Here is a 17,341-nt window from a genome sequence, read left to right as displayed (position 1 = left end):
CAATCCACCACAGCAGAAGGAGATCGAGATGGAATCGTTCATCCAGCACCGCAAGGGACGCACACCGCGTCAGGTTCACCGCGACGTGGAGGACCTCAAGGACGACGAGCTCGGCCGCTACGGATTCGTCGGCCGCACCGCACACTTCTACCGCCGCAACGATCCCACCGCGTATCGGGCCGTCGGCGACTTGTCCGGCGTCGACCGGCTGACCCATGATCTGACCCCCACCGATCAGATCGATCCGGCCGGCGAACCGCTGCTGATGTTCTACAACGACGACTGCCGCATCCTGCTGAGCCGGCGCAACGAGGTCGCCCCGTTCTACACCCGCAACGTCGACGGTGACGAGTTGATCTTCGTACACGAGGGAACCGGCCACTTCGAGACCGAATTCGGCCGTCTCGCATACCGTCCCGGAGATTACGTGTACATCCCCAAGGCGACCACGTACCGCCAGATCCCGGACAACCAGTGCATGTTCCTCATCATCGAGGCCGTCGAGGAGTTCCGGGTTCCCGACGCCGGGGTACTCGGGCGTCATCATCCGTTCGACTCGTCACTCGTCGTCGTACCCGAGGCCGAGGTGTTCCCCGACGACGGCCGTGAGGAGTACGAGGTCCGGTTCCGGCAGCGCGAGGGCAAGACGTCGGTCTTCTACAAGTTCAACCCGCTCGACGTCGAGGGCTGGAAGGGTGACAACTTCGCGTTCACCTACAACCTCGAAGACTACGATGTGATCACCTCGGACACAGTGCATCTGCCGCCGACCGTGCATCTGTTCATGCAGGCCACCGGGGTCTACGTGATGAACTTCCTGCCGCGACCGGTCGAGAGCCGCAAGGGCGCCGAGCGGCCGCCGTGGTATCACCGCAACGTCGACTTCGACGAGATCGCCTTCTTCCACGGTGGCACCATGTTCGGCATCGAGATGCCACCGGGGCTCATCTCCCATGCGCCGCAGGGCATTCACCATGGCATGCCGGAGCGGGCCCGGGAACGTGCCCGTCGTCGCTTCGACCAGGACGAGCGTGTCGAGTGGAAGGTCATCTCCATCGACACCCACAAGCGTCTGACCCCGACGCCGGCGATGATCGAATCCCTACAGGTCGAGGTCCAAGAGGAAGTGCAGGTATGAGCGAGAAGAAGTTCGAGTACGAGCGCGTGCCCTACCTCGTCGTCTTCGACGACACCTCGGCCTATCGCGACACCTACGGTGGCGTGACGGACAGCGTGGTACTGGAAAGTTATCTGTTGCGCCCCAAGGATGTTCCGTCCGACACGGTCATCATCTTCATGCATCCGATCGGTGGCGGTGCCTACCTGCCGATGTCGAATGCGTTGCCACGCGCCGGGCATCACGTGATCTATTGCAACAGCCGGTATCGCGGCGTCGACAGCGCGCTCATCATGGAGAAGGTCGTGCAGGACCTCGGTGCCTGCGTCAAGGACGCCAAGGAGCGACTCGGCTACGAGAAGGTGATCTTGGCCGGCTGGAGCGGCGGTGGCGCACTGTCGCTGTACTACCAACAGCAGGCGCAACACGCGACGGTCACCGCCACCCCGGCGGGTGAACCACCGGATCTCACCCAGCTCGACCTGCCCGCCGCCGACGGCATGATGTTGCTCGCCGCTCACGTGAGCCGCCACGGCACGCTCACGGAGTGGATGGATCCGTCGATCCTGGACGAAAACGACCCGGAGAAACGCGATCCCGAGCTCGACCTGTACAACCCCAACAACCCGAATCAGGCGCCCTACACCGAAGAGTTCGTGACGCGCTACCGGGCCGCGCAGATCGACCGAAATCGGCGCATCACCGCGTGGGTCAAGGATCAGCTCGCCGATCTGCGTGGTCGGGGTGAGCCGCTGATGGAGCGCGGGTTCGTGGTGCACGGGACCATGGCCGACCCCCGCTGGCTCGACCTCACCCAGGACCCCAACGACCGCAAACCCGGCTGCTACCTGGGTGATCCGCGCATCGTCAACATGGGCCCGGTCGGCTTGGCCCGCTTCACCACCTTGCGAAGCTGGTTGTCGCAGTGGAGCTATGACGATGCCAACGGCGACGGCCCGCGCTGCGCGGCCGATCTCGAGGTGCCCACCCTGGTCATCGGCAACTCCGCCGACAATGCGTGCACCCCGAGCCACACCCAGCGGCTCTTCGACGCCGTCGGGCATCCGGACAAGACGATGCACACGATTGCCGGTGCGACGCACTACTATTCGGGCCGCGAACAGATCCCGTACCTCAAGCAGGCCGTCACGACGATCACCGACTGGTTGGGTGAGCGGTCATGGACCGGCGTGTGACACCCATCCGCTCCCTGAGGTGCGAGGAGCGCGAGCGACGAGCCTCGAAGGGCGGCCGCAGCCATGCATGACATCTCCACCGACGAGGTGCGCACCTCCCTGCGCACCTACTTCGCCGACCATCCGGGAATCGCCGAGGTTCGACACAACCGGGACGCGACTGACCAGACTGGTCGCACTGCAGCGGGATTCGATGTCGCGGGCTGGCGCACGCTGTCGGAACAAGTGGGCATCACCGGTCTCGGTACACCCGAATCCTGGGGTGGCCTGCAGCTTCCGGCGGCACATCTCGTCGCGGCGGCCGAAGAGTGCGGGGCCACCCTGTATCCGGGGCCGGTTCGCGCCACTCTGCTGCTGTCGGCGGCGCTCGTCGGTGTGGACCCCGACGCTGTTCCCACCCAGGAACGTGAGGTTGTGGAGAGCATCCTCGCCGGGTCCGCGGTGGTGGGAACACCCACGGGCGACAACACCCTCACCTATGCCGATGGGCGAGTCAGCGGACGACTCGGAGCGGTGACCCACGGAGCGGTCGCGCATGTGATCGTGGCGTCGGTGTCGACGCCGCAGGGTCCTGCCCTGGCGCTGATCCACACGGGGGACGCGCGGATCGAACGCACCTCGGTGCCCGGCGTCGACCTGGTAGTTCCGTTGGCGGACATCGCATTCTCTGACACACCTGCGTTGCTGCTGACGACTCCCGCGGACGCCGGCGCCCTCGCCCGGCACCATCGGCTCGAGACCATGCTCCTCGCGGCCGAGCAGGTAGGTGGCGCGCAAGGCTGCCTCAACGGGATGGTGGAGTATGCCAAGGTCCGTGAGCAATTCGGTCAGGTGATAGGGACCTACCAGGCAGTTTCTCATCGGTGCGCCCACACTGCTGTCGCCACTGCTGCGGCACGGGCGCTCGTCGTCGCAGCCGCAGACCCCCATGACGCCGACAATGCCAGCGCGGCGGAGCAGATCGTGCTGTTGGCGCGGGCTCAGGCGGCCGACACCTATTCCGACGCATCCAGCGCATTGATCCAAGTCTCCGGCGGGATTGGCTTCACGTGGGAGCATGACGCGCACTTGCACTTCCGGCATGCGCGCGCAACCGCTGCCATCGGTGGCACCCCGGATCAGTTCCGTGATCGCGCGGTCACCGCAGGTTGCCTCGACCTACTCACCCCGGGAGCCGCGTGACTCTGGAATCCGCCCCAGATTCCCGCCCTCGTCAGCTCCCCTGTTTACGCACTGTCGATGACGTACGTGGTGAGGGCGGATATCGGCGGCAGGTTTCTGGGGCGGTTTTCAGCGGCCGACGCGCAGACCGACTGTGGGCACCCGATCGGCACACTACGTGCATGTGCGTCCCAAACCTTTCACAGGCGGTGGTGGTTCTCCACAGGTGCATCGTGAGCGGCAATGCAGGCACGATGGCCGTGCACACTCGCGTTCATGGACTTCGACGACCTGGCCAAGGCCTACGGGGGCGTGCTGGCCACGCACCAACTGCTCGCGTGCGGCCACAGCACCGAGGACATACGTCAGGCGAAGTTCGACGGGATGCTCAGCCCTTTGCGCCACGGATGGTACGCGGTTCGCGACGCTGATCCCGGAGTCGTTGCCGCAGTGCGGGATCGCGGTGTCGTGACGTGCGCATCGGCGCTGCGGCGCTGCGGACTCTGGGTGCCTGACCACTCGAAGGAGCTGCACAACCGGGTGACCCGGCACGAGCGGAGGCAATCTCATGACCGCTGTCGCCGCTACGGGCGACCGTCGCCCGCCTTGGTCGCCGTCGACGACGTATTGACGTCGCTTCAGTACGGTGCGCGGTGTTTCGACGAGGAGGGATTCGTCATACTCTGCGACTCGGCGCTCAACCTCGGCGAGGTGACTGTCAAAGAGCTCGAGCACGCGTTTCGCTTGGCGCCGGAGAAGATTCGACGCTCGATCGGAAAGTGTGACGAGGGAGCGGCGTCGGGCACTGAGACCGCGGGTCGCCTCCGCCTGAAGTCCAGAGGGGTGAAGGTGGAGGTTCAGCACGAGGTGCCCGGCGTCGGACATATTGATCTGCTGGTGGGAGATCGGCTCGCGATCGAGTTCGACAGCAAGGCGCATCACACCGGCGAGGAGAACTACGAGGCCGACCGGACTCGTGACCGAAAGCTGGTCGCCCGCGGCTACATTCCCATGCGGGTCACGTACAACCAGGTGTTTCTGCGGTGGAACAGCACCTATGCCGATATCCAGGCGGCTCTGCGGAATGGGTACCACCGGAAGCGTTCGGCCTGAAATCTGTCACCGAATTCCGCCCTCGTCGAGGTCGGCGCTGACGATATGTCAACGACGGCCCTGGCCAGGGTGGAAATCGGGGACACATTTCAGGGTGGTCACTTCGCCACCACAATGCCAGGCCGATCTCGAGCACGTCGACAACAGCGATGACCGGCTGCAGGAAGAAGAACACCTGCAGCGTTGCGATCTGCACGACGATCCAGAGCAGCAAGGTCGCACCCGCGAGCACTCCGCCGAGGACGCCGAGGCGTGGCGAACTCGGTACGAGTGCGGCAATGGCAGCCGCCAGGTGTGGAACCGCGATGAGCGCGATGAGCATCCATCCGGGACCCACCCAGCTGTCAAACGGTGTGCGCTCCAGCCAGTCTCGATTCATCTGCCACGTGTCGGCGATGAGCGAGATGCCTCCGTACGTCGCCTGCGCCGTGATGAAGAGTTCGACGATCGCCAGCGCCCAGCACTGCCACGGCCGACGCGGAACCGACGTCCGCGGCAGATTGGTCTCGGAACGAGTACCCATGAGCTCAGCCCAGGAGCTTCTTCTGCACCTTGCCCATCGCGTTGCGCGGAAGGCTCTCCACGAAGCGAATCTCTCTGGGCCGCTTATGATGTGACAGTTCATTGGCCACGAGCTCGATGAGGACCTGGTCCTCCACGGCGTCGCCGACCACATACGCGACGATGCGCTGACCCAGATCGTCGTCGGGTACTCCGACCACAGCGACCTCATGGACGGCGGAATGCGCCATCAAGACGGTCTCGATCTCACCCGCGCCGATGCGGTAGCCGCCCGACTTGATGAGGTCCGTGGCGCGTCGGCCGACGATGCGGTGCATGCCATCCGAGCCGATCACCGCGACGTCGCCGGTGGCGAACCAGCCGTCGCCGACCCACGATTCGGCGGTGGCGTCGGGTCGGTTGAGGTAGCCCGACGACAGCATCGTGCCCCGAACGTGTAGATCCCCGACACTCTCCCCGTCGTGCGGAACGTCGGAATCGGCCTCGCGCAAGCGGGTTTCGACGCCTGCCACCGGTAGCCCGACCCAGCCGGGACGACGCTCGCCGTCGGCCCGGGTACTGACGGTGATGAGAGTCTCGGTCATCCCGTAGCGTTCGACGATCTCGTGGCCGGTGTGCGTACGGATCTGCTCGAACACCGGCACGGGAAGCGGCGCACTGCCGGACACGAGCAGTCGCGCCGATGACAATGCTTGTGCGGCAGCAGGATCGGATGCCATGCGATGCCACACCGTGGGGACGCCGAAGAACATCGACGCTCCCGCCTCGGCCGCCGCCGCGTAGCCGGCGGGCGTGGGTTTGACGGTGTGGATCAGTGCACCGCCTCGTCGCAACGGGCCCAGAACACCCAGTATCAAACCGTGCACATGAAACAGCGGAAGACCATGTGCCAGGGTATCTCTCGAGGTCCAGGCCCAGGCGTCGGCCAGTGCGTCGAGACCCGCTGCGATCGCCCGTCGCGTGATCGGAACTCCCTTGGGCAGCCCGGTGGTGCCCGAGGTGTAGAGGATCAGGGCCGTCGAGTCCGGTGCGGGCTCCGGGTGTGAATGCCACGACCGCGCATAGCGCCGCACCGGGATCGCGGGCAGCATCGGCTCGTCGGGTGCGGGACCGAGCCACGCCTGCGCCCCCGAGTCGGCGAGGATGTGCTCGAGTTCTTTCGCACCCGAATCCGGTGGCACCGGGACCACCGCGACGCCTGCGATCAACCCGCCGACCACTGCGAGCACTGTGTCGATGCTCGGCCGGGCCAGGACGGCAAGGGTGTGTGCACCACGGATGCGTTCGGCGACCGCCGTCGCCGCGCCGACGAGGTCTTCCCGCGAGAGTCGATCGTCGCCGATCACGACGGCGTCGGGCAGATCCGGGGCGTTGGGCAGCAGGGTTCCGAGCAGCAGCACCCACTTACTGTGTCATGCCGGTCAGATGAGCGTGCCCACGTCCTTGGCGACGATGTGATCGAGGGCGCGTTCGGCGACGGCGGCGATCGTCATCGACGGATTGCAGGCCGCCGAGTTTCCGGGCATCAACGCACCGTCGACGACGTACAGTCCGCGCTGCCCGCGGACGCGGCCGTCCAGGTCACACACGGTGCCCATGCATGCCCCGCCCAGCGGGTGCCAGGTGGAGTTGACGATCCCGTTGGTGTCGGTGAGGACGGACCGAGGGCCGGCGATGCGTTTGACGGTCGGGCCGATGTGCCGGTTCTGGATCGACTCGTCGCCGGTGGCCGGCCACCACAGTCGGGCCTGATCGCTGCGGCCGTCGTAGCGGAAGTGTCCGCGCACCCGGCTGGCGCCGTAGCCGACGAGCATGGTGGTCTTCGGTCCGATGGGATTGGGCGGCATCGACGCCTGGATGACGGTGAACGCCGACTCCGGGTCCCGCCAGTTCTTGCTGCCGTAGACCACCGGTCCGCCCTGCTTGGCGCCGAAATCGGCGTCTGGATCGGTCCACATGTAGATGCGGTCGGCGTTGGTGCCCCATCCCTGGCCGAGGCCGTCGGGGAGGTCGGGGATGTGTCCGAGCTTCTCGGCGCGCATCAATAGTCGGGTGGTGTTGACGCTGCCCGCACCCATGATGAGCGTGGGCGTCGTGAGGATCTGCTTCTCGATTGCCCGCCCGGAATCGTCGAGCTTGTCGACGTGGATCACCCACTGTCCGTTGGGGTTACGGAAGATCTCGGTGACGTTGCTCTGGGTCCGGATGGTGGCGTTGCCGGTGGCCTGTGCGGCCGCGATGTAGGTCTTGTCGACGCTGAACTTGCCGCCGTTGTTCACGCCGAGTTGTCCGTCGCCGGTGGTGTACGACGCCCGCATCTTGCCCTGCAACTCGGCGAGTGCGTAGTTCCAGTCGATCGGCATCGGGATCTTCGACAGCGGCAGGCCGAGATGGCGGACGCGATCGGCGAAATGCCGTGCGGCACGGTAGTTCGGCGAATTGACCAGTGCGTCCGGGGCGGTCGCGAGGTGCAGCATCCGGGCGACGCGCGGGTAGTGCACCCGATTCATCGTCGGCCAGTCGAGAGCGTTGGGGAAGTGGGCTTCGAAGACAGCCCGATCGGGCTGCAGGGTCATACCCTGGTAGACCAGTGAGCCGCCGCCCACGCCTGCCGCGCAGACCGCGGTCATGTTGTCGCCGACCACCGTTTCGAGAAGTCCTACATAGGGTTCCACCGAGATCGGCCGACCGAAGATCTGCGACGCCGAGTTGTACCAGAGGATTCGCTTGTCGGGGTTGGTCGGGTTGGGGAAGGTGTTGGCGTTGGGTCCGGTCCGCCACCAGCGTCCCCGCTCGAGGACGAGCACCCGAACGCCCGCCTGGGCGAGCCGCAGAGCTGCGACGCCGCCGCCGAAACCGGACCCGATGACGACGACGCGGTGATCCTCGCGCACCGTCCGCACGCGCTTGGCCGGTTGAGCGGATGCGGTCGGAGCGCCACCGATGGCGCTGCTTACGGCCGCACCGGCCACCACGGCTCCGGTGCCGGCGAGGAAGGTACGACGAGAAATGCGCGTGTCAGCAGACACCATGGCCCCCAGTGAGTGAAGTGGATCTCCCCGAACGAGACCCAAAACTAGACATAGGTGGCCAAATGTGTCAACTAATGGAGGGAATCCTCACCTTTGTGTCCTGTCGCACCACCCGCCAAGGCGGTTTGCGGAGGTGCGCGGGCCTCAGGGAGTAGGCGCGTCGATCCGGATGCTCGCGACCATGGGGTCGAGCCAGCGGCGCAGGAACTGGCGCAGTTCCTTGTCGGGCCGGTCGTCGAACAGAACCACCGACAGGCTGAGGTGGACCATGAGTTCGGCCAGGTCCTCGATGTCGCGGACTTGGCCCTTCAGTGGTGACAGGAACTGCAACCCAACGGGTTTGGCGCGTCGGATCACCCCCTCGTCGAAGAGCGGATTGCCTTGGTCGGCCTGGAACATCGCCTTCAGAACCGGCGTGGTTCGCGCAAAATGCCGTCCGGCCATCACCAGTTCGATGAGGAAGTCGGTGGGGTTGTCGGTTGCCGCGGCATGCGCCTGGATGTCTTCCATCGCCATCAGCGTCAGATGGGCCACCGACTGCGAAACCAGGTCCTCCCGCGTTCCGAAGATCGAGTACACGGTCTGTCGCGACACTCCGGCAGATTCGGCGACGGCCGCGATGGTGACGCCGTCAAAACCCGACGTCTGCACCAGTTCGAGGGTGGCATCGATGATCTTCCCGCGCGACCGCATGATGTCCATTATTCACCGACGGCACATGCCGCCCGGTGGCTTGTTCATCTTTCGAAAGCTGCTGGGTGGCCGTAGAACGTCAGGCAGATTCGCGCATCGCAGCGGAATCGATCCACCCGTCGGCCACGAGCTGCAGCAGCATCTGGGCCTTGTTGCCCACCGGACGTCCTGCGTCCTCATAGCGCCGTGCGACGCGACGATAGTGTTCGCGCACTGTGCTCTCGGCGATGCGATGCAAACGCGATGTCTGCCGAAGTGTGGCACCCAGGGTGTAGGTGTGCAGAATCTCACACTCGCGGGGAGTGACATGGACTCGAGCCGGACGCGGGGCGCGCTCGGCGATCTCGGTGAGAAACCGCTCGAGGTACGCAAGCGACTCGGGTCCTTCGGCCGGGATCACTCTCACGCTGGGACCGCCGCCATATGCGGTGATCCTCCCTATCCGGTCGGGCGTGGACAGGAAGACGGTGGGAATGGGATGTCCGCAGTCGCCGATGCGCGCCTGGCGCAGGTCGTTGGGTTCACGAGCGATGATTCCGTGGGCGACAACGACGTCGTCGCTGGTGGGGGGCACGTGAACAGCACGAAGGCCGGACCGCTCGACCAGCGCGACGAGTGCCGCGGTGGCGATGCTCTCCACACCGACTACCGCAACGGTGGGTTGGACCGGCGCGACCGGGATTCCCGGGGCGGGCATCGTGGACGTCATGCGGTCCTCCTGACGAGATCGGGCATCCATGCTCAATCCTGATTGAACGGATCGCGCAAGTCAGCAGAGTTTGCGACCCGATTCGGACATATCCGGGTGCTGCTTCGCATGAATGACAACCCGCGATGCGTGATGTCGCATGATTGCCGACGATCCGGCAAGATTACGCACGTGCTGAGAGGACTGCGGATGCTGATCGCGTCGCCGCTCGGGCATGTCGTCGAACCGCCGTTGCAAGCCTTTGATGACGTGACCGTGGTGGTGGCCACCGACGAAGATGAGTTCACGCGTGCGGTGGCCGGGCAGGTTCGTTTCGACGTCGTGGTGGCCGACCTGATCTGGAACAGCCCCGAGACGGAATGGACCTTCGACGGTCTCGACGTCATCGATGCGCTCACCAAGCACGACCGCCTGGCACCCGTGCTGCTCGCCACGCAGGGATATGGAATGGAGCAGGACCATCTGGACGAGGCGAGACTGCGTCCCGAGGTGCTCGGCGTGGTCGCCAAGTCCGACGGCCTCCAGGCACTGATGGAATCGATCCGGACCGTGGCCTACGGGCAACGTCTGCCCTTCGAGCCGGCCACGGACCGGCGCCGGACGCCGCTCTATGAGCTCTTCGTGGGGCAGCGTGGCCACACCGCGGGACGGCTCGCAGGGGCCATCGCGTCCGGGGCGTCGTCGGACAACGTCTCACTGGCGCGGGCCGCGAAGGTGTCGCCCAACACCGCCAACAAGGTCACCAGCCATTACCTCGGGCCGATCATCGAACGTCGAGGTGAGCACGACGACCGGCTGCCCATGACTCAGGCAGCCGTCTACCGGTGGTGCGGTCTGCACGCCCGCTACATCGTGAGCTGGTGCCGACGGCACGGCCACGCGGATGTGCTCGGCGAACTGAGATAGTTGCCCGATCAGGCGAGGTAGCGGTCGACCAGCTTCTCGGCCTTCTTCGGTGTCCGGGCTTGGAACCCGTCACCGATCGCGCGCAGCTTCCATTGCGGGCCTTCACGATTGATCACCGCCATCACCACACCGGTGAACGGCATACCACCGGCGAGGGTGAAGCGGGCCAGTTCCGCGTTGTTGGTGTCGTCGATGAGGCGGCAGTACGCGTTCTGGACCTCCTCGAAGGTCTGTCCGCGATAGGAGGTGACGATGAAGACCAGATTGTCCACCGACGGTGCCACCGCGGGCAGTGACACGCTGATCACCTCGTCGTCGCCTTCACCCTCGCCGGTCAGGTTGTCGCCGGAGTGGTGGATCGACTTGTCTTTCGAGTTCAGCCGTCCGTAGTACACGGTGTCGACGCACCGGCCCGCCGAGAACATCAGCACGGACGCGTCAAGGTCGATCGCACTGCCCCGCTTGCGGAGGCCACCCGGCGGCGGCACGGGATCCCAGCCGAGACCCATGCGGATGGCGGTCAGGGCAACTCCGCCGTCCTTGCGCAGCGTCACCTTCTGGCCCTTGGACAGGTTGACCGGACGCGACTTGGTCAGATTTATCTCGGGTGCCGGGGGCGGCGGCTGTGGTGGTGTGTACGCGGGCGGTGCGGGTGGCGGTGTCGGGGCAGCGGGCTGATCGTCGACGCTGACGCCGTGGTCGCGGACGAGATCGGCGAACCCTCCGGCATAGCCCTGCCCGACCGCACGAACCTTCCAGTCACTCCCACGACGATAGAGTTCGACGGTGATGACCACGGATTCCGTTGTCAGACCGCCGATCACGAAGTCGTAGTGCTCCCGGCCAGACGCGTCGCCAACCCGCGCGACCGGCGGAGCGCTGCGCCCGAAATTCGACGACGGGTCGTCGAGGGTGACGACCGCGCGGACGGCATCGATGTCGGCGGGGATCGCGCCGGTGGCGATGACCAGGCGAGGCCGGCCCGACGCGGTCTCGAGTCTCACCCCGGGGCCAACGGGCTGGTTGTAGAAGACGAAGTCGGCGTCGGAGCGCACCAGGCCGCGGTCGGTGACCAGCAGGGCCGAAAGATCCGCGGCGGCACCCACGTCGACCGTGATCGTCAGGTCGGCGGTGGGCAGAGGCGCGTTCTGCCCCTTGCTCAGAGCGGTCATGGGGTGGCCTCCAACTCATTGACGGCGTCCTGGTTGATGTCGTCGGGGCTGACCGAGCGTACATAGTCGCAGAACCAGGTCAGGATCTCTTCGCCGGCAAGCGCTCCCGAGTGCTCGGTCACGGCGACGTGGGCGCGGTTCCACCCGAGGTTCTCCAGCTCGCCGTGGCTGGGCCGGATGGCCGCGTCGGAGGCTTCGAGCAGGTCGGCGTCGAGCCAGCCGTCGCCGGCCGAGATGAGCGGGGCGTCGGCGGTGATTCGGCCGGAGTCGACGAGGCGGCGCCGTACTTCGCCGATGGCTGACGATTTGGTCACGCACCCGGGTGTCGCGTAGATCTTGCGGCCCTGCTGCGACACGGTCCACCCGTGACGGCCGCACCACTGCGTCCAGTCTGCGAGGAAATCGGCGGGCTGAGCGTCGAGGTCGACGACCAGGTAGCAGAACAGGTCGTCGGCGATGCGTAGCGACTTCACCCAGGAGTCGTCGGTGCGGCGCTTCAACTCGGCGACGACGGTGTCGAGATCGGCTGCGCTGGAACGCACGGCGTCATCGATACTCGCGCGCCACGCGGCGTCGTCGGTGCCGTCGACCAGGATGCGGCCGCCGTTGGAGACCACGGCGTACGGGAAAGGGCTGCCCGGCAGCGTGACTCGATCGAACTGGGCCTGGGTTCGGGTGGTGACCGGCACCACCGGCACCGCGGCAGCAAGGCGGGCCAACAGCTCTTGACTGTGGGCCGTCATGTAGGAAATCGGTGCCTCCTGGTAGATCTCCACACACTTCGGCGCCAGCGTCGCGAACTGTTCGGCACCCATCGCCGAGCGTGAGTAGATCATCGTTCGGTCGAGGTCCGTCGCGACGAGAACCCGTGCCGGCCCGGCGATCACGCGCCCTCCTTGATGATGCCGACGCACGAGTAGGCCAGCCCGTCGACGACCTCGATCGGGACTCCACGTTCGGCTGCCAATAGACGAATGTGCGCATGATCGGGTTGCTCCGCATCGTTCACCAGCACACGCCAGGGGATGCGACGCAAAAGGACTCGGGTGGTCTCCCCGATGCCCGGTTTGACGAAGTTGATCGACGACAAGCCGTACGACTCCTGGATCTGTTCCACCGCCTGCCATCCCGCCCAGGTTGGCGTCCGATCCGATGCGACGATCTCTTGTACGCGCTCAGGCACTCGCTGCGCGACCGCCGAGAACTGCGCACTGATGGTGTCGAGGAGGACGCCGGAGACGTCGAACGGGGCGAGTTCGCGATAGAACTTGGCGCCGTGGTAGTCGTCGGGACCGATGTGGTCGCGATTGAGCACCGTGCGCGAAACAAGGCCCGAGACCGTCGAATTCAGGCAGGCCGACGCAATCAGGAAGTCGTCGCGGGTGCCGTAGGTCGCAGTGCAGTGTCCGGTGTCGGCGAGTACCGCCAGCTCGTCGTTGAGCGCGGGACCGCCGGCCTGCTCGAATTCCCGCAGGGCGACGGTGAGTTCACGCTGGATGGCACCCTTGCCGGTCCATCCGTCGATGAACGCCACCGACTCCGGATCATGGTCGGAAACGATGTGCCGCAGGGCATTGGTGTCGATCCCGCGACCACGGACGATCGACACCGCGTAGTGCGGCGAGGAAATACCATGGGCGAATTCGATCCAGCGTCGGATCAGCACGCCGACGGGAGTGCCGGCCCGAGCCAGTGAGACCAGCGTCGGACGTGAATGACGCTCGGCCAGAATCAGTTCCGCCACCACACCGACGGCCTCGGCAAGGCGCTGAGCCGACGCCGCCAGGGTCGTGTGGAAAAGCCGCTGATACTCCTCGCCCGGTTGATACTCGATGGGTAGCGATTCGGCGTAATGGGCGGCACCGGACTGGATTCGCCGCTCACGCTCCTCGATAGCGCCCTCGAGGGCGATGTCCGACAAGTCCTTGAGCAGCCAGGTCACCTCGTCGGGACGGTAGGAGCCGAAGTCGGGGCCGCGCAGCCCCGATGCACGAGCGGTCGTCGTTCCGGTCATCGGGCACCTCGTGCTTTGGCGATCACGGACTGTACGGTCTCGGGCACCACCAGCACCATCACATCGTGCCCGGCGGTGGTGAGCACATCGAGCAGGCCGCCGGGCTCGCGTAGCTCCGCGGAATCCGCCGGGGTATCGGCGACAAACAGTACTTGCGCGGGCGAGGCGCTGACGTTGTACACGTAGCGCCGCGCATCCGGGTCGAATTCCGGTGCGGCGAACTCGAATCCACGTCGCAGCGGATAGCCGTCGACGTCGCGGACATGCGCCGGCGAACGCGTGGTGGTCTGGTACCGAACGTCGAGGCCCGCGCTCTCGAGGCGTTCGGCGATGCACAGCGGCAGGTACATGAACTCTTCGTGGCCGATCACGACGAGCGGTGTGCTCGGGTCGAGTCTCTCGCGGACCGCAGCCGCCACGTCGTCGGCGGCGCGATGAAACGCGGTGGCGTCGGTGGCGAGGTAGCCGTGCCGTCCACCGTCGGGAACGTCGTCCGGCCACTCGGCATGCGTCTCTGTCACAGTACCGCGCGTCGGCGACACCGGATTGAGTCTCGCCGGTGGCAAGTTACAGACCTCGTCGATCAGGTTGTCCGGCAACGTGACCCGGCCCGTCGCCAGGGACACGAACTCGATGCGCACGCTGAGCTCGGTCGCGGCACGATCGGCGGCCGCTACATGATCGGCGTCGCGCATGTCCACCAGCGCGGCGACCACATAGTGCGATCGTGGCGCGAAACGATGCAGCGCAGCGATGGCCTCGATCGCCGTCTTACCGGTGGAGATCTCGTCATCGACGAGGACCAGCGGCCCAGGACCGGCGATCAGATCCGGCGAACTCGGTTGCAACAGGTGTGTGGTGGCGTGGGAGTGGCCCTCCTCGAATGTCCCGTGCACCTGCGCCCCGGGGCGCGACCGCCGCGTCGAATGCAGGTAGGTGGCAGCAGAAATTCGCTCAGCCACGCAATGACCCAAACCCGTTGCCGTCTCGGCGAATCCGACCACCGTGGCGGACCGCGCGAGATCCGGACCCAGCACACCGAGGACGACGTCGCCCAGATCGTCGGCGGCGCCGCGCACCACGCTTGGCGGGATCGGGATGTGCTTGCCCAGCACCGTCGAGACCAGCAGATGCGCGCGTCGCCGGTTGCGCCGCAACCCCAGTACAACGAGATCGTTGACCGAGCGGCCGGTGGTGGCATCCGCCACCCCGATCACTTCGGCACCGAAAGTACCTGTCACCCAGGAAGGAACGGTTTGTGTCATCCCGGCACCAGCGCCGTCAGCAGATCGACGAAGTCGACACCCTGCCTGGTCACCCCGAACACGGCGGCCCGATCCATCACCAGATGCGCCCAATTGCGGTGCGGCTTCATCTCATTCATCTTGTTGTGATACGACGACGCACGTACCCCGCCGGTCTCCTGCGCGAGGATGTCGACGGCATCCTGATACTCCTCGTGGGTCACCGCCGACAATGCGTGCACGGGCGCCACGTGTGCGGGATGGATGACGGTCTTGCCATGGATGCCGTTCGCGCGGTCGAGCGCGATCTCGCGCAGCAGGCCGTCGATGTCGCGGCTCACCAGCTGCTGGCGGAACATCACCGCGTCGTGTTCGCGAAAGGGGGTCTGGCGCAACGTCGGACGAAAGAGACGTTCGTGGTCGGCGAAGTACTCCCAGACCGGACCGGTCACGATGTGGCCGGTCGCGTCGCGACGACCCAACCGGTTGACAACGGCGGCGATGAGGTCGGCGGCGACGCGGACGTCGTAGATGGTGAGGTCCCGGTCGCGTCGGATGCCGAACAACCCGCAGATGTCGGTGGCGCCGATCCGCACGGCGAGAACATGTTCGCGGAACTCGTCGAGGAGGGCCGCGATATCGGTGAGCTGATCGTCACGCGTCTCCCGGTGGACGAGTGCGGGCGACTCGAGGACGGGCATCGCGAACAAGCGCGATCCGGTCGCCACCGAAGCGTCGCGGATGGCCTCGAGGTCGGCTCGCCCGGTTGACGTCCCGAACTTGGGCAGGACGAATCCGTTCAGCGCCGGACACGATCCCAATGCCGTTGTGATGGAACGGATCTGCTCGACCCGACGGGTGCGGACGAACAGCAGCATCGAGGACACCGGCGTATCGGCGAGGGTTCGCAACGCATCCACCGCAGACTCGATGGCGACCCGTTCGTCGTCGTCGGCGACGGCGTCCTCGAGGTCGATCACCATCGACGTCACGCCCTCGGCATGGCGTCGAGTTATGGCGTCCGCCAGTCCCGGCCGGGTACCCGGGACATAGAGGGTCGCGCCGAGGGCGAGGGCGAGCCGGGTGCGGGGCGCGTCGAGCGGGATGCGTTCGGGATGCACGCAGAACAACTGGTCGGCGACGGTCGCGTCGATGTGGCGGAAGTGTTGCACCCCGACACCGGCGACCCCGGCCGCGCCACCCGCGGCCGCGGTGGTGGTCATCGTGCTGCCACCTGTCCTCTCATTCGGTCGACGATCTCCGAAATCCGTCGGTCGACGGCCTCCAACTGGGTGAGGTAGGCCCAGTAGTCGGGATGGATTCGTTCGAGCGCCCCGCCGGCTCGTTCGATCCGGTCGGCCTGAGCATCGAGCACCGAACCCCATTCGTCAACCAGGCCGTGATTGATTGCGAACTGTTGGGCATCTCGTAACCTGAAGCTTACCCGGCGTCGAACCGCGGACGGATCGTCGCGCACGCCGCGCAGCAGGCGCAGGCGGTCGAGGACGGCATCGACCGCATCGTCGGCCAAGGACAATTGCTCCCGGGCGGCTTCGGCTTCCGATACGGCCAGATCCGGGGCGTCGGTGAGGTGGCCGCGGGCTGTGGCCAGGGCGTTGTCCGCGCGACCCAGCGCGGCGGTGATGGTCGCGTCATTTCCTTCGAGGTCGGTCGAGCACTCGGCACTGAACTCGCGACGCAAGGTCGAGAGTGTCGGCTGCACCTGTTCGCGGCGCGTCGAAATCGCGCTGCGCAACGTCTCCACCGATCGAATGACGACCTGCGCGCGGTCGGCGTAGCCGGCGGCCTCGCCGAGGACCTGTTCCACCCGGGCCGCCGCGGCGATCACCGCACGCGCGGCCTGCCGTCGCCCGGCCAGCCCCGACGCCTGGGCGAAGGCGGCATCCGCGGCCGCCAGGTCGTCGGTGACTCGCACGACCGACGTCAGTCGGGCCAGTCGGGGATCGGTCTGTTCGAGCGCGTTCACGGCGCGGGTCGTGGCCACCCGCGCGTCATTGCGCAGCACGGCATCTTGCCGAAGGGCGCCTCGGGCGCGTGTCAGTTCGGCGTCATGGTCGTGCCCGAAACGGGTCATCTCCTCGTTGATGCGTCCGAGCGCTTCGGTGCAAGCCTGCACCTCCGATGGTTGCGGACGGAATCGATCGTCCGCGTTGCCCGTCAGACGCAGGTACTCGGCGGTGATGGCCGAGTGCCGCTCGCGGATCGCGACCCACTGTGCGCGCAACGACGATCGGGGGTCGAGTTCGGCGGCCGCCGACACCGCGGTGTCGATCTCCCCGACGATCCGATCGGACGCCAGAAACTCCGAGGTCATCTGTTCGATGTACCCGCTGGAGTCCACCGCAGGGCGGCTACCTCCGCCAAACCAGCGGCGGGCAAAGTTTCTGGGCACGAGCCGATGCTATCGAGTAACTTTCAACCCGACACCCAGGCGCCGACCA

At 66.2% G+C, this 17,341-nt stretch carries 15 protein-coding genes; 5 read left to right on the top strand and 10 right to left on the bottom strand.

Features of this window, described 5'->3' with window-relative positions; genetic code table 11:
- Positions 1-28 precede the first annotated feature (28 nt).
- The 4 genes from MKW15_RS01395 (at position 29) to MKW15_RS01380 (ending at position 4,587) form a co-directional block, all read left to right on the top strand.
- A complete protein-coding gene (locus MKW15_RS01395) occupies positions 29-1,138 on the top strand; it encodes a homogentisate 1,2-dioxygenase (protein ID WP_240855353.1) in 1,110 nt (369 codons plus the stop codon).
- A complete protein-coding gene (locus MKW15_RS01390; RefSeq protein WP_240855352.1) occupies positions 1,135-2,313 on the top strand; it encodes an alpha/beta hydrolase in 1,179 nt (392 codons plus the stop codon). Before MKW15_RS01395 ends, MKW15_RS01390 begins: the two co-directional genes overlap by 4 nt.
- Before the next feature lie 63 nt (positions 2,314-2,376).
- Complete coding sequence (locus MKW15_RS01385) at positions 2,377-3,495, top strand: acyl-CoA dehydrogenase family protein (RefSeq protein WP_240855349.1); 1,119 nt, start codon at positions 2,377-2,379, stop codon at positions 3,493-3,495.
- A gap of 255 nt (positions 3,496-3,750) precedes the next feature.
- Positions 3,751-4,587, top strand: coding sequence for an endonuclease domain-containing protein (locus tag MKW15_RS01380; RefSeq protein WP_240855348.1), 837 nt, complete (start codon positions 3,751-3,753; stop codon positions 4,585-4,587).
- Positions 4,588-5,114: 527 nt separating this feature from the next.
- Here MKW15_RS01380 and MKW15_RS01375 read toward each other — a convergent pair.
- From MKW15_RS01375 to MKW15_RS01360, 4 genes are all read right to left on the bottom strand, one after another.
- The gene (locus tag MKW15_RS01375; RefSeq protein WP_240855568.1) at positions 5,115-6,506 is read right to left on the bottom strand and encodes an acyl-CoA synthetase; all 1,392 of its coding nucleotides are present in this window, start codon (positions 6,504-6,506) and stop codon (positions 5,115-5,117) included.
- A gap of 24 nt (positions 6,507-6,530) precedes the next feature.
- Positions 6,531-8,141, bottom strand: coding sequence for a GMC oxidoreductase (locus tag MKW15_RS01370; RefSeq protein WP_240855347.1), 1,611 nt, complete (start codon positions 8,139-8,141; stop codon positions 6,531-6,533).
- Positions 8,142-8,285: 144 nt separating this feature from the next.
- Positions 8,286-8,834 carry a TetR/AcrR family transcriptional regulator gene (locus MKW15_RS01365; RefSeq protein ID WP_240855345.1) on the bottom strand — a complete coding sequence of 183 codons (549 nt, stop codon included), beginning with the start codon at positions 8,832-8,834 and terminating at the stop codon, positions 8,286-8,288.
- 79 nt (positions 8,835-8,913) lie between these two features.
- The gene (locus MKW15_RS01360; protein WP_240855344.1) at positions 8,914-9,543 is read right to left on the bottom strand and encodes a helix-turn-helix transcriptional regulator; all 630 of its coding nucleotides are present in this window, start codon (positions 9,541-9,543) and stop codon (positions 8,914-8,916) included.
- A gap of 132 nt (positions 9,544-9,675) precedes the next feature.
- On the opposite strand from MKW15_RS01360, the gene MKW15_RS01355 reads away from it, so the two are divergent.
- Positions 9,676-10,449, top strand: coding sequence for an MSMEG_1198 family transcriptional regulator (locus MKW15_RS01355; RefSeq protein ID WP_374245936.1), 774 nt, complete (start codon positions 9,676-9,678; stop codon positions 10,447-10,449).
- An 8-nt stretch (positions 10,450-10,457) separates the two neighbouring features.
- Here the strand turns inward: MKW15_RS01355 and MKW15_RS01350 are convergent, their stop codons facing one another.
- From MKW15_RS01350 to MKW15_RS01325, 6 genes are read right to left on the bottom strand one after another with little or no spacing between them, the layout of a single operon-like run.
- Positions 10,458-11,621, bottom strand: a complete 1,164-nt coding sequence (locus MKW15_RS01350; protein WP_240855342.1) for a TerD family protein — start codon at positions 11,619-11,621, stop codon at positions 10,458-10,460.
- Positions 11,618-12,457, bottom strand: a complete 840-nt coding sequence (locus MKW15_RS01345) for an HAD family hydrolase (protein ID WP_240855566.1) — start codon at positions 12,455-12,457, stop codon at positions 11,618-11,620. Before MKW15_RS01345 ends, MKW15_RS01350 begins: the two co-directional genes overlap by 4 nt.
- 47 nt (positions 12,458-12,504) lie before the next feature.
- Entirely contained in the window at positions 12,505-13,635 is a 1,131-nt protein-coding gene (locus MKW15_RS01340; protein WP_240855340.1) for a cysteine protease StiP family protein, read from the bottom strand.
- The gene (locus tag MKW15_RS01335; protein ID WP_276614457.1) at positions 13,632-14,900 is read right to left on the bottom strand and encodes a phosphoribosyltransferase family protein; all 1,269 of its coding nucleotides are present in this window, start codon (positions 14,898-14,900) and stop codon (positions 13,632-13,634) included. The genes MKW15_RS01340 and MKW15_RS01335 overlap by 4 nt, the downstream gene beginning before the upstream one ends.
- On the bottom strand, positions 14,897-16,102 hold the full coding sequence (locus tag MKW15_RS01330) for an HpcH/HpaI aldolase/citrate lyase family protein (protein ID WP_240855337.1): 1,206 nt from the start codon (positions 16,100-16,102) through the stop codon (positions 14,897-14,899). The genes MKW15_RS01335 and MKW15_RS01330 overlap by 4 nt, the downstream gene beginning before the upstream one ends.
- Positions 16,099-17,214, bottom strand: coding sequence for a hypothetical protein (locus MKW15_RS01325; RefSeq protein WP_240855564.1), 1,116 nt, complete (start codon positions 17,212-17,214; stop codon positions 16,099-16,101). Before MKW15_RS01325 ends, MKW15_RS01330 begins: the two co-directional genes overlap by 4 nt.
- Positions 17,215-17,341 lie beyond the last annotated feature (127 nt).

It is taken from the genome of Gordonia gummivorans (genome assembly GCF_022513585.1).
Lineage (GTDB): Bacteria > Actinomycetota > Actinomycetes > Mycobacteriales > Mycobacteriaceae > Gordonia.
The sequence above is the reverse complement of the archived record's forward strand: the minus strand, read 5'-3'. Positions and strand labels throughout refer to the sequence as shown.